Source organism: Methanosarcina barkeri str. Wiesmoor, from assembly GCF_000969985.1.
Classification (GTDB): domain Archaea; phylum Halobacteriota; class Methanosarcinia; order Methanosarcinales; family Methanosarcinaceae; genus Methanosarcina; species Methanosarcina barkeri_B.
On the sequence record NZ_CP009526.1, the window covers coordinates 1,581,365 to 1,595,333 of the forward strand.

General features: G+C 40.5%; 10 protein-coding genes. 4 read left to right on the forward strand and 6 right to left on the reverse strand.

Translation table 11 applies throughout. From position 1 onward, the window contains the following. Positions 1 to 716 precede the first annotated feature (716 nt). The 4 genes from MSBRW_RS06760 to MSBRW_RS06775 all read left to right on the forward strand — a co-directional run bounded on the left by MSBRW_RS06760 (position 717) and on the right by MSBRW_RS06775 (position 3,941). Positions 717 to 1,094, forward strand: a complete 378-nt coding sequence (locus tag MSBRW_RS06760) for a 30S ribosomal protein S8e (protein WP_011308377.1) — start codon at positions 717 to 719, stop codon at positions 1,092 to 1,094. Positions 1,095 to 1,164: 70 nt separating this feature from the next. Continuing rightward, the gene (locus MSBRW_RS06765) at positions 1,165 to 1,656 is read left to right on the forward strand and encodes an Lrp/AsnC family transcriptional regulator (RefSeq protein WP_011308376.1); all 492 of its coding nucleotides are present in this window, start codon (positions 1,165 to 1,167) and stop codon (positions 1,654 to 1,656) included. An 80-nt stretch (positions 1,657 to 1,736) separates the two neighbouring features. Continuing rightward, entirely contained in the window at positions 1,737 to 2,918 is a 1,182-nt protein-coding gene (locus MSBRW_RS06770; RefSeq protein WP_011308375.1) for an aminotransferase class I/II-fold pyridoxal phosphate-dependent enzyme, read from the forward strand. Positions 2,919 to 3,257: 339 nt separating this feature from the next. Continuing rightward, on the forward strand, positions 3,258 to 3,941 hold the full coding sequence (locus MSBRW_RS06775) for a DUF5591 domain-containing protein (RefSeq protein WP_011308374.1): 684 nt from the start codon (positions 3,258 to 3,260) through the stop codon (positions 3,939 to 3,941). Positions 3,942 to 4,190: 249 nt separating this feature from the next. Here MSBRW_RS06775 and MSBRW_RS06780 read toward each other — a convergent pair whose 3' ends face one another. From MSBRW_RS06780 to cobS, 6 genes are all read right to left on the reverse strand, one after another. Next, the gene (locus tag MSBRW_RS06780) at positions 4,191 to 9,194 is read right to left on the reverse strand and encodes a PKD domain-containing protein (RefSeq protein ID WP_011308373.1); all 5,004 of its coding nucleotides are present in this window, start codon (positions 9,192 to 9,194) and stop codon (positions 4,191 to 4,193) included. Between the two features lie 1,124 nt (positions 9,195 to 10,318). Beyond that, complete coding sequence (locus tag MSBRW_RS06790) at positions 10,319 to 10,771, reverse strand: hypothetical protein (protein WP_011308372.1); 453 nt, start codon at positions 10,769 to 10,771, stop codon at positions 10,319 to 10,321. A 32-nt stretch (positions 10,772 to 10,803) separates the two neighbouring features. Then, on the reverse strand, positions 10,804 to 11,766 hold the full coding sequence (locus MSBRW_RS06795; RefSeq protein WP_011308371.1) for a SufB/SufD family protein: 963 nt from the start codon (positions 11,764 to 11,766) through the stop codon (positions 10,804 to 10,806). Positions 11,767 to 11,769: 3 nt separating this feature from the next. After that, the gene (locus MSBRW_RS06800) at positions 11,770 to 12,480 is read right to left on the reverse strand and encodes an ATP-binding cassette domain-containing protein (RefSeq protein WP_011308370.1); all 711 of its coding nucleotides are present in this window, start codon (positions 12,478 to 12,480) and stop codon (positions 11,770 to 11,772) included. 43 nt (positions 12,481 to 12,523) lie between these two features. Then, on the reverse strand, positions 12,524 to 13,135 hold the full coding sequence (locus MSBRW_RS06805) for an NTP transferase domain-containing protein (protein ID WP_011308369.1): 612 nt from the start codon (positions 13,133 to 13,135) through the stop codon (positions 12,524 to 12,526). Next, positions 13,120 to 13,962, reverse strand: coding sequence for an adenosylcobinamide-GDP ribazoletransferase (cobS, locus tag MSBRW_RS06810; protein ID WP_011308368.1), 843 nt, complete (start codon positions 13,960 to 13,962; stop codon positions 13,120 to 13,122). The genes MSBRW_RS06805 and cobS overlap by 16 nt, the downstream gene beginning before the upstream one ends. Positions 13,963 to 13,969: the final 7 nt, after the last annotated feature.

The window sequence follows — 13,969 nt, forward strand, 5'->3', positions numbered from 1 at the left end:
TTTTAATAAATGATGAACTGAAACAGGGTATCGATTTCATATAAAGAGGCCAAAATTTAAGGTCGGATTTTAATACAAAATCGATAGCTTTCAGGCAAAAAAATTCCTTAACCGACGACCAATGACTTTGGATTTATTTACCTTAGATTACTTACCTTAGATTACTTACCTTAGATTACTTACCTTAGATTACTTACCTTAGATTACTTACCGTTAGATTACTTACCTTAGATTCATTCTTAAATTCATTCTTAAATTCATTCACCATATTTATATAATTTCTAGAATATGCCTTTTTTCTCTTTACCTGCGTTTGTGAACTTGCCATCAGATTTTTATTTCCGAGTCTGTAGCTATACTTACACCCCTGTATCTGTATTTACAACTCTCAAATCAAATCTCCTTTTACGGATACAGGCAGGATGTAAAATTGAGTTTTATTCTGGCTGCCTGATCGTAAAGTTCTTATACGATTCTATTTGTATTGATTAGTCCATAGCAAATATGCTAATTATGTACTCCTGCTAATATAATTAATATATAATCAGAGCAATAAGCGGTAAGTATGCTTATGCCCTGAAGCGATCACCAGATCAGGATAATCAGGATTACAGTATATTTACAATCGGAAAGTACAGAATTACAATAGAAAAATACATAAATAATCATTAAAGATAAGCATTGATTATAATTTCGATACACGATGAGGTTTTAAAATGAGATGGCAAGGTAGCTCCAGAAGAAAAGTGACCGGTGGGAAAGTTATTAATGCTCGCGGAAAGCGCAAGTTTGAAATGGGCCGTGAGTCTGCAGAAACCCGTATAAGTGAAATAAAGAGGAAAAATGTTCACACTATGGGAGGCAACAGGAAGGTAAGACTTCTTCAGTGCGATGTTGCAAACATAACCAATCCCAAAGATGGGAAAACCACCTCTGCTCCCATTGAAACAGTTCTCGACAACATTGCAAACAAGCACTATATCAGGCGTAACATTCTGACAAAAGGCTCAGTAATAAGGACTCCTCTTGGAACTGCTAAAGTTACAAGCAGACCAGGGCAAGACGGAGTTGTAAATGCTGTATTAATTGAATAAATTAAATTTAATTTACCCCCGAGATGGGGATTGCTTATAAAATCCCCTTACCTCTGTGCCGGTGACCAACATGGATGAAAAGATTCGACATATACTGGAAATTCTTGAGAATGATGCACGAACGAGTCCAGAAGAAATAGCATCCCTTACAGATATGTCTGCACAGGATGTTTCCCAGACGATTGCAAAACTTGAAGAGACGGGAGTTATCCGGCACTACAAAACCATCGTTGATTGGGATCTGGTCGGGGAAAACGATGTTTATGCCGTTATTGAGCTGAAGGTTACTCTCGAGCGCAATCAGGGCTATCAGGCAATTGCAGAAAGAATCTACAAGTTTCCGGAAGTCAGGTCAGTTAGGCTCTTATCTGGAAATTACGACATATCCCTTACTGTCCGAGGAAAATCGATGAAGGACGTGGCTTTTTTCGTAGCAGAGAAAATTGCAACCCTTGATCAGGTACAGAGCACTTCAACCCACTTCGTACTGAAAACGTATAAAGAAGATGGGGTCATCCTTCATGAACCTGAAACGATTCAAAGGCTACCGGTATCATTTTGATACGAGCCGGTTCAGAACCTGATATCCCTATCCGATTTTAAAGTTCACAATACTTATATGATTTTTACAGGGTGTTTTGCTTGAGACCTTCATGTGATCCTTCTAAGTTTGTTGCCGACGTTGTGAAAGAAATTCCTCCTTCGGGAATACGCCGTTTTTTTGATCTGGTTTCCGGACTTGAGGATGTAATCTCCCTTGGTGTAGGAGAGCCTGACTTTATAACTCCATGGCATATCCGTGAGATGTGTATTCATTCTCTGGAAAAAGGGCAAACCTCATATACATCAAATTACGGGCTTCCTGAGCTCAGAGACGAACTTACCAGAACTTATTACAGGCGCTATGGTCTGGATTATGATCCTTCATCCGAGATACTCATCACAACAGGGGTGAGTGAAGCTCTGGATATAGCAGTAAGGACGGTGGTCAACCCTGGTGATGAGGTTATTATCGTCCAGCCTTCATATGTGGCATATTTACCTTCTGTTGTTCTTGCAGGAGGTAAGCCGGTTATCGTTTCCACCCACAGGGATGATGAGTTTAGCCTGACTGCAGAAGCCCTCAAACCTGCAATCACGGACAAGACGAAAGCAATAATTCTCAACTTCCCTAACAATCCTACAGGAGCGATCATGTCAAAGGAAGGCCTCGAGGATATTGCTGACCTGGTTGTGGAGAATGATCTATTTGTTATCTCGGACGAAGTTTACGAGTGCCTTACCTATGAAGGCAAACACGTTCCGTTATCTTCCCTTGATGGCATGAAAGAACGGACTGTTATGCTTAACGGGTTTTCCAAGGCTTATGCAATGACAGGGCTCAGGCTCGGTTTTGCAATGGGTTCTCCTGAGATTATACATTCAATGATGATGATCCATCAATATTCCATGCTCTGTGCTCCCATAACAGCTCAAATTGGAGCAATTGAAGCACTCCGTCACGGTAAAGATGAAATGGAGCGGATGGTCCGGGAATATGACCGGCGCAGGCACTTTATTGTCAGAGGCTTTAACAGGATAGGGCTTGAATGCTGCAACCCTAAAGGAGCATTTTACGCTTTCCCCTATGTAGGAAATACCGGACTCTCTTCCTCTGAGTTTGCAGAACGCCTTCTGGATGAAAAGAAAGTCGTTGCAATCCCCGGAGATGCCTTTGGAGAGGCAGGTGAGGGCTTCCTTCGCTGCGCCTACGCAGCATCCATAAATGATATCAGAAAAGCGTTAGACAGAATGGAAGACTTTGTGGACAGGTTAAAGCAGTAAACTCAGCAAGTGCTCTCCCGTCACTTTTCAAAATTTCCATCGAATCTTAATTTATTTGGGTCTCTTTGTTAACCGATTCTTCATTATTTGCTTTATTCCCTAAAGTTCGATGGAACTCGTTGTCTTATTTGCTTATTTACTTATTTTTGATTACTTTTACTTATTTTTGATTACTTTTACTTATTTTTAATTATTTTTAATTACTTTTGAGTTTCCTTTGATTAGTTTACTCACGCCCAATTCAATTTTTGAAAACATTTCCCAAACTCATAAAACCCTGCAGCTACCGAAGTTAGTTAACTATATATATAATTTCCAGGCTCAATTAGCTTGAAGTTTATGAAACCCATTATTCCTGAAGATGAGCGTTCTAAAGAACCTCTTGACACTGATAGGGTAATTTATCACCCGGATATGATAAGGGCTAATGAATGGGTCCTGAACGAATACGAAGCTCCTTATAGGGAACTATGTATTTTTGTTCCCTGTGCCAAAAGGAAACCCTATCATGAAAGTCCCTCTCACAAAAAATTCGATCGAATAATCTTCGGGATTGCAAAACCTGAAGATGTACATATAGTAACCTTCGGAACCTGTGGAATTACCCCACGGGAACTTGATACGCAATACCCATTCATGCATTACAGCTTTATGATGGGTAAATGCAACGTGGCAAAGATCAAGCGAGATTTCATAAAAATGGAAAGTGAAAGACTTGCTGCTTATCTTGAAAAAACAAGGGATAATTACAAACACAGAATAGCTTACTGTATTGGGGATTTCCGAACTGCAATGGAAAAAGCCGTAGAAATGGTTGACGTAGAAGTTGACATCGTGCCGAGAGAATCAACGATTCAGAAGATGATTCAGCCAGATAAGCCTTTTATTTATAACAGCCTTTCCTCAAGAGAGTACCTTCAGGACTTTTCAGACGCGATTACGGATGCTCTTAAGCTTCCAAAGAGAAAAGTAGGTCTTAAAGAAGATCTTTCTGTTGATGATGCTGACTGGTATCTTCTGTGAATTGCTCTTCCCTGAATCCTTCATCTTATGGCTCAGGTTCGAGGGAGGAGCTTCCTGAATCATTCTTTCCTCTATTGAGGGCAAGTCCTACTCTTGAATATTTACATTTTTTCTATTTGCTTATTACTCTTTCATTTTTTTAATTATTAATTTATATATTTCTTAGAGATGTTTTTGCCTTCTGTTTTTTAACTGCATATCCAGGTTAAAGCATATTGTTTTTTGTCCCTGTACTTCTATCTAAGATACTCAATTACTAACTATAATGTATCTGGTTCTGGTTTCAGTACTGCTGCTTTCTAAATTATCTACGGTTAAACTAACAGTATATCGTCCTGTTTTGTTGTACATATGTACAGGATTCTTTTCGGTTGAAGTATTTCCATCTCCAAAGGCCCATCTCCATGAAGTTGGTGATCCGGTGCTATTGTCAGTAAAACTGACATTAAGCGGTACAGATCCTGAAGTTGGAGATGCAGAAAAAGCAGCGTCAAGGGAGTTTGAAACCGCAATATAGCCGGTTTTTATCAGTGCATTACTGCCGTTTGCATTACTTGCTGTCAATGTAACAGAATATAGTCCTGATTTATTGTATGTGTGCACAGGATTCATCTCTGTAGAAGTGTTCCTATCTCCAAAAATCCATCTCCATGAGGTTGGTGATCCGGTACTCTGATCAGTAAAACTAACCGTAAAAGGCACTTTTCCTGAAAGTGGGGACGCAGAGAAACCGGCAACAGGAGCAGTTAAAACACCTGAGACAGCAATGTAGTCGGTTTTTGTCAAGGTATTACTGCCGTTTGCATTACTTGCTGTCAATGTAACAGAATATAGCCCTGATTTATTATATGTATGCACAGGATTCTTTTCTGTTGAAGTATTCCCGTCTCCGAAAGCCCATTTCCATTTAGTTGGCGACCCTGTACTCTGGTCCGTAAAACTAACAGTAAGTGGGGCTTTTCCTAAAGTAGGAGACGCAGAGAAGCTGGCAACAGGAGCAGCTAAAACGCTTGACACAACAACATGACCTGATTTTGTCAAGGTATTACTACCATTTGCATTACTTGCTGTCAATGTAACAGTATATCGTCCGGACTTATTGTATTTATGTACCGGATTTTTCTCTTTTGAAGTGTTCCCATCTCCAAAAGTCCATCTCCATGCCATTGGTGACCCTGTGCTCTGGTCAGTAAAAATTACCTTAAGAGGCATATTTCCTGAAGCAGGGGATGCAAAGTAACCAGTGACAGGAGGAGATAAAACGTTTGATACATAAATATAGCTGGATTTTGTCAAAGTATTACTGCCGTTCGCGTTACTTGTTGTCAATGTAACTGCGTATCTACCGGATTTATTGTATGTGTGTACAGGATTTTTCTCTTTTGAAGTGTTCCGATCCCCAAAATTCCATGTCCATGAAGTTGGAAAGCCTGTGCTCTGGTCAGTAAAACTAACCTTAAGAGGCATACTTCCTACAGTTGGAGTTGCTGAAAAGGCGGTGACAGGAACAATATACCCTGGGCTCGATACCACACTACCGTTTACAGGAGTTACATTTATACAGTTTGATTTTTGCACCTTATCACTGCCTTCCTCATTAGTCGTCGTCAAAGCAACAGTATAATTTCCTGATTTATTGTATGTGTGTACCGGATTCTTTTCGGTTGAATTAGTTCCATCTCCAAAAGTCCATTTCCATGCAGCTGGTGACCCTATGCTCTGGTCAGTAAAACTAACAGTAAGAGGTGTTTTTCCTGAAGTTGGGGAAGCTGAAAATTTGGAAACAGTTGTGTTGTTTAAAACGTTTGAGACGACAGCAATATAACCGGTTTTTGTCAAGGCATTACTACCATTTGCATTACTCACTGTCAATTTAACAGGGTAAAGCCCTGATTCATTGTATGTATGTACCGGATTTTTTTCGGTTGAATTAGTTCCATCTCCAAAAATCCATTTCCATTTAGTTGGCGATCCTGTGCTCTGGTCAGTAAAACTAACTGTAAAAGGCACTTTTCCTGAAGTAGGGGACGCAGTGAATTTGGAAACAGGAATATTTAATGTGCTTGATACAGCAATACAGCCGGTTTTTGTCAAGGCATTACTGCCTTTTTCATTACTTGCTCTCAATGTTACAGAATAAAGTCCTGATTTGTTGAATGTGTGCACAGGATTCTTTTCTGTTGAAGTATTCCCATCTCCGAAAGACCATTTCCATGAAGTTGGTGATCCTGTGCCCTTGCCAGAAAAATCAACCGCTAAAGGTGCTTTTCCTGAAGTAAGGGATGCAGAAAAGCTGGGGACAGGTGGATTTAAAACGTTTGAAACAGCAACATAGCCGGTTTTTGTTAATGTATTACTACCATCTGCATTACTTACTGCTAATGTAACAGAATATAATCCTGCTTTGCTGTATGTATGTACAGGGTTCTTCCCGGTTGAATATGTACCGTCTCCAAAAGTCCACTTCCTTGAGGTTGGCGATCCGGTACTCTGATCAGTAAAACTAACAGTAAGAGGTGCTTTTCCTGAAACCTGAGATGCAGAGAAAGCAGCAATGGGAGCTTCATACCCGTTTGAAACAGTTATATAGCTGGATTTTGTTACTGCAGTCTTGTTTCCAGTTTCGTTCAATGTCAACGTAACTGAATATTTTCCTGACTTTCGATATGTATGCACAGGGTTCTTTTCCGTTGAATAAGTTCCATCTCCAAAAGTCCATTTCCATGAGGCTGGCGATCCTGTGCTCTGGTCAGTAAAACTAACGCCAAGTGCCGATTTTCCTGAAGTTGGGGAGGCAGAAAATCCTGGATGTGCCAGAACAGTTACTGTGGCAATTTTCGAATCAGTACCGTTTTTATTGTTTACTGTAAGCGTTACATTGTAATTCCCTGCCCTGGAGTAAGTGTGTGCTGGATTCTGCTGTGTCGAAGTGGATTTGTCTCCAAAGTCCCAGCTCCAACCATCCGCATTCATCGAGAAATCCGTAAACTTGACTGAAAGAGGAGCGTAACCGGATGTGACATTGCTGCTGAAGTTTGCAACAGGATAAACTGGTTGTGCTGGAAGAGGACCAATAAATTGACCGAAAGCAATAGGACGGAAACCTGTGTTTACTGTGGCTGTAACTCTGTCTGTAGCAGTGTCAATTATAGAGGCAGTGTTTCCGAGATTATCGCTATTACCGGAGTTTGCTACATATACCTTTTTTCCATCAGGAGTGATTGCAATTCCGTAAGGGCTTTTTCTGACTTTCACAGTCGCTATAACAGTTTTTGTTGCGGTATCGATTACCGATACGTTGTTGCTGCCTTCATTTACCACATATACCTTTTTTCCATCAGGAGTTACTGCAATCCCCATAGGCCATTCCCCTACAGGTACTGTGGATGTAACAGTATTTGAACTTATTTCAATTATAGAAATAGTATTGCTTTCACAATTCGTCACATATAGTTCTGTTCCCATCGGGTTAATTGTAACTCCACAGGGGCCAGATCCAACTTCCACAGTCGATATAACATTATTTGTACTGGTATCAATTACAGAAACAGTGTTGCTATAACGGTTCGTTATATATACTTTTTTTCCATCCGTTGTGATTGCAACCCCTAGTGGATTAACTCCTACAGGCACGGTGGCTGTAACAGTGTTTGTAGATGTATCAATTATAGAGACAGCTTTGATATCACGATCCGCCACGTATAGTTTTTTTCCGTCCGGTGTGACTGCAATTCCACAGGGACTATATTTATGGCCTACATCCACAATAGCTGTAACCTTGTTTGTTGCTGTGTCAATTACAGAAACCGTACCCCTCTCGCCATACTTGGTATTTGTCACATATACTTTTGTTCCATCCGGGTTAACTGCAGCTCCAAAAGGCTCGGTCCCTACGGGCACTGTGGCTGTAAGAGTATTGTTTCCTGTGTTAATTACAGAAACAGTGTTGCTGTTGAGATTTGTAATAAATGCATATGAAGGTGCAGGAGAACCTTTTGGTACAACATTTACTGTAGCAAGTTTTGAATCTGTACCGTTTGAATTGTTTACCTTCAGGCTAACAGTATAAATTCCTGTTGTAGAATAGGTATGCGTGGGATTCTGCTTTGTTGAACCAGACCCGTCTCCAAAGTCCCAGACCCATTTAGTTGCATTTTTTGAGAGATCTGTAAACTGCACAGGTACAGAAAGGAAAACATAATCTGATGTGATATTGCTGCTGAAGTTCGCTAAGGGATAAACTGGTTGTATTGGGATAGAACCTATAAACTGGCCTGAAGCGTAAGGGCTGTTTCCTACAAGCATCGTGGCTGTAACAGCGTTAGTAGCAGTGTCAATTACAGAGACAGTGTTATAGAAATTGATTGCTACATATACTTTTTTTCCATCCGGTGTGACTGAAATTCCCACAGGATCGGGGCCTACAGGTATCGTGGATATAATTTTGTTTGTTGCCGTGTCAATTACCGATACAGTACTGAAATGTTCAGCGTTATTGGTCACATACACCTTTTTTCCATCTGGATTGACTGCGACTCCAAAGGGAGTTCCCCCAAGCTTCACCGTGTTTGTAACACTGTTTGTTGCCGTGTCAATTATGGAGATACTCCTGCCATCGTAGTTTACCACGTACACCCTGTTCCCGTCTGGTGTGACCACAATTTCTTTAGGACCTTTTCCTACGGATACCGTGGTTATAATAGCTTTCGTGGCAGTGTCAATTATAGAGACAGTATTGTCCGCGTAATTTGTTACATATATTTTTTTTCCATCTGGACTTACCGCTACTCCTTCAGGGTACTTTCCTGTATTCACTGTGCTTACAACAGTATTTGCGGTGGTATCAATCACAGAAACATTGTTGCTATATCGGTTTGTTACATATACTTTATTTCCGTTAGGGCTAACTGCAACCCCCTGGGGTGAATTTCCTACACTCACTGTGGTTATAACATTATTTGTTGCCGTGTCGATTACAGATACATCATTACTAAGGACATTTCCTACGTAAACCCTTGTCCCGTTCGGATTAATTACAACTCCCATAGGATTGGACCCTACAGGTATTGCAGCTGTAACTTTGTTTGTGGCTGTGTCAATTACAGAGACACTGTTACTCTCTGCATTTGTAATGTATGCAAATGGCGCGGCGCCTGCTATGCTCACTAACATTAAAAAAGCAAGTACCGCCATCCCCAAAACTTTATTTAAGGTTCGCCTCCTAAGTTCTCTATTACAATTCTTTCCTTTCATTTTAGACCGCCATTATATGGATCATTTAAATTTGTTGAGTTTTGAATAACCTTGAAACTTAACCGACTTTATAAAAATAATATAGCAATTCATTGAAGCCAGAGTTTTTGGGTTAAGTTGATTATTGCAACCATGTGTAATTCTAAAGATGACAAGATAAAGAATACTTTACAGAATTATGTAGAATACTTGTAAGTTAAAAGATAATAATTTTTCTTCTATTAACTGGAAAGCTTGATAATAAATGAATTCATTCTTTACAGTATATATTTGAATTTTTATACTAATCTGAGTTTTTATATAATCTAAGAGTTTCAAAAACAGAGATTTAGGAAATTAAAATTTATTTTCTGAACCAAAAATAATAGAAAATGAAAAAGTTTCTATTCATGAACTAACTTTCTGCAGATGTGCTTGGAACATACTTCTTGTAGATGTGCTTGGAGCATACACCTCGAAGATAACCTTGTAGCCTTCAGAATTTAAGTCTAAATCTGGATTTTTGAAGCCATTTTCAGATTTTTCAGAGGGCCATTGCTCACTGGAATTAACAGAATTATTGTAGATCATATTTCTGGTTTTCTTTTAATCTATAACCAAAATTTAAAAACTTTCAGAATGAAGAAGTTTCCAAAGAAAACGACAAAGAAAACGAACATGATATTCATTGAACAAAATGCACAACCAATGAAAGTACTTGCAGATGGCAGCATTTCCGTGCTAAAAAATATTTACTCGGTAACAGCTATACTCGTAACAGCTATCCTCAATAGAATATCCTAAGGATTTTTCTGGTGAAAGTATTAAAGCTCGTTAGCTTTCGAGGAGAAAAGTTGATCTTAATTAATAATTCTTCAATGTTTATTTCATATCCTGCAACATTGTAGTATCGGTGTAACATTAATGGAAAAGATTCATTTTTAGCATATACTCTTCCATCATATACTTTTCCATCATGAATTTTTCCATTATGAATTTTTCCATCATGAATTTTTCCATCATGAACTTAATAATCTTTTGTATAAAACCAATGAAAAATCAAAGGATTTTCTAAAATTTAATCTAAAATTAATGAAGAACCGAAGGTTTTATTACAAAAAGCTATAAAAAAATAAGTAAAGCAATTAATCCCCTTCTATGCCTGAGTTTTCTCCTACAGAGAGCATAAGCTCTCCATAGAGCAGCTTTTCCAGGGTTTCGGCTACATACTTCCTTTGCTGGTATTTCTGGATATCCTCATGCATCCTGAGGTCAGAGTCAACCTGGACTCTTACGAGTGCGAAGTGAAATGCTTTTTCATTCTTAATCGGCGCAGTATAGAAAGCTTCCAGCAAGTAAGGGAGTTTGAGGGGGTCTTCTATAACTTCACTTAAAAGCAGCATTTCTTCAGGAATATCCTGGTAGTGCGAAGATATATCTTTTTTTCCGGTAATAAGTTGCAGGTTTTTTTCTGAATATTTTTTCTCAAATATAATAATTTCACCAATAATACTTTCCCACCTCTTACTCAAACTAAATTTTGGTTCCCTTTTGTTAATTTCCGGGAAAACTTCCTGAATTTCCTTACTGGTACACATAATTGGTGGCCTGTAAAAGGGAATAAGAGGCTTCAGGCCAGCATTCCCTTTACAATAGTATCAATAGCATCGTCTTCTTCAAGACCACGGGCCATAAGAGTTTCGACTTCTTTTTTATCCACACATCCAATTGCAGCTTCGTGAGTTACTTTGGCCAGAGGATTATCGACACGTACAATGGGAACAGCTTCGGCTTTTGCATTGCCCTGAAGAACCTCCATGCAGTCTACGTGCCCCCTTGATCTTGGGGCGTGACCTTCAGTAATTCCCCTGAACTCCGACTCCGCATCTTCGGTAATGGCCAGTCGACTTTTGATCACACTTCTGGCATTTTCCCCATTGAGGGATACTTTTTCCAGGATTTTTATTTTGTCATCCTTTTTCCCATAGACTTTGGTAACCATTTCACAGACAGAGTCTTTTTCAGCTTCCACATCGTAGTCGAATTCCAGATACCCTACCCTGCCCGAGACAAGTGAGAAATTTGTGTAGTAGCTGCCTCCTTCCTCTATTCTTATATGGGACTTTGGGATTACCTGAATTCCTCCGTGGGGACCATGGAAGTGCGTTTCAGTATATTTTAGGGAGGCATTTTTTCCTACATGCATTTGAGCATCCATTCTATGAATGATCTTTACAGCATTGGGAAATGTACAGTGAGCGACGAGTTCAACAGCCGAGTCTTCTTCGGCTATAAAATTCATATTTATTTCCTGGAGCCCGTCTTCATGAATAAGCCCGAAGCAAAGGTGGACGGGAAGTGGAATTTTGTACCCTTTCTTAATGGTCAGTTTAACGTCCACCCCATGTTCTGTCTCCTGGGGTTCGAGCACAATTCCTTCTATCCCGTTTGCATTAAGCACTTTATTTCCACTTATCACAAGACTTGCAAGCTCATGATTATGCAGGACTGCAGCATCTCCTCCGGCTGCCGAATAGGCTGCGTCCATATCTTTGGTTTCGCTGGAAAGTGTATTAAGAGTTATCTGAGTCATTTTTCAGGCCGCCTTTTGTGGGGATATCCTGCTATCGCAAGGTATGCACCTGTTTTTGAAAAATTCACTGATTTCCAGAGGGTCTCCGCTCCTGAGGATAACCCCTTCGCACATCAGGGATGCTTTATCGGAAGCGGCTGCGATTTCCTTTCTGTGTGTAATTACAAGTACTGAGGAGCCGTTTTCTTTAAAAGTTTGTATCAGGTTTACGATTTCCTTTAAGGAAACGACATCAATTCCGGAATCGGGTTCGTCGAGAATAGCAAGCTTTGGCCTCATTGTAATTATGGATGCAAGCTCTATGCGTTTTCTTTCGCCTCCACTGAGCGCCTCTCCAACTTCCCTGTACAGGTATTTTTCAGGTTTAAGATCTACTTTCCTCAGGGCCTCTTTCAGCTCTTCTTCGGTAACGCCTCCATTGCCTTTTGCCCCGATTGCCAGGTAATCTCTGACTTTCAGCCCTTCAAAGCGGGCGGGTTCCTGCCAGGCAAGAGTAATGCCTTTTCTTGCACGTTCAGTTATTGAAAGTTTTGAAATATCTTCCCCATTAAAGATGAGGCTGCCTTCCTCGTGTTCATAACCCTGGAGTCCCATCAGGGTATAGGCAAGGGTACTTTTTCCTGCACCGTTTGCACCGATAATGCTGTGAATTTCCCGGTCGCCTACCTCAAGATTGACCCCTCGCAGGATTTTCTTCCCATCGCGGCTCAACACCAGGTTTTTTACAGATAGAATCTATGACACCTCTATAAGTTTTTTAGTCTTGGCCCTGCAGCATCTCCTTGCAGTGCTGCAAATCCTCAACAGTATTTACGTTTATTGCTAGTTTGGGATTATCAAGTATTAGATTAAAATCTTCCTGTTCTTTTCGGATTTGAGAACTGTCTAGAATATTAATTCCGGCAGGTACTATCAGCTTTCCATCTTTGTTAAAGACCGTATCCGGCCTGATTCCGGCTCCTTTACAGACATTGATAGGAACATATACCGAAAGCGCCGGCTTTCCTTCTTCCTTATATTTCTCGATTACAGAATCGATAAGTTCAGAGTTTATAAGGGGAAGGTCTGACATAATAATCATTACAGGCCCAACGGTTTCTGCGGTTTCGACTGCATGGATCATATCCCCTACATAGTTTCCGCCAAAAGTCCTGATTACTCGAACTTCTCCTTTGTAGCGTTCCTGGATCATAATTTCTGTCCTGGGGGTAACAGGTGAAACCGCTACGAAAACCCTGTCTATATTTTCTGAGGCCCTGAGGGTATCTATCACGTAAGCGATAAGTGGTTTTCCAAGCAGTTCAACACAGGGCTTTTCCCCCATTCCAAGCCTCTGTCCAAACCCCCCTGCCATTACAATAGCGTCCATTTAAAACCTCCCATGTATCCGTTTAATGAAAGTTGCAGGAGAACTGCGAGAATTATGAGTGCAGTTACCCGACCAATTTCGTTAGCAGTACCAATTCCGTCGCCATTTAATCCTCCGAAATGAGCATAGCTTCGGTTAAGAATCACCAGAGCCACCAGGCAGGCTCCCAGATAAGGCAACAGTCCTATCCACCCAAAAGGCAGAAAGCAAACGATGGCTCCGAATACAAATCCAATCAGAAAGTTCTTTCTGGTTGCTCCGTTTATAGTCATAGCTCCCAAGCCAGGATAAGCCTGTTTTTCCCGTGGAGGTATGGGCTTTCCAAAGGCAGCAATAGTTAGCATGGACTGTTTTGCACTGACCTCTGCAATAAACATTGATTCAAACATTAAAACCGGAAGGTTAGACCCAAAAACGGCGGAACCTTCTTGCTGTACTGCCCTTATCGAACCATACAGAGTAAGTAATAAGAGAATACAGAAGGACACGCCTCCTGTCCCGATGGTCGTGTCTTTCAGGGCCTTGATTTTTTTCTCAAGTGACCCGTGGGCCATAAAACCGTCCCCGATATCCGTGATACCATCAAGGTGATTAAAACCTGTAATATAATATATGAATCCCATTAGAAGGGCTGCAAGCACAGGACCAGGAAATATTACCTGCCCTATGAATGCAACTGCCCCTATGAGAAGCCCGAGTACGGCTCCCACTACGGGATAAAAGTAGATTTTCTTCATGAGTTCGTCGATTCCTTCCATGCTGATTCCCACAGGGATGGTGGACAGGAAGCCAAACCCAGATTTAAAAGCAAGCAAATATGAATTCATCGTGCAC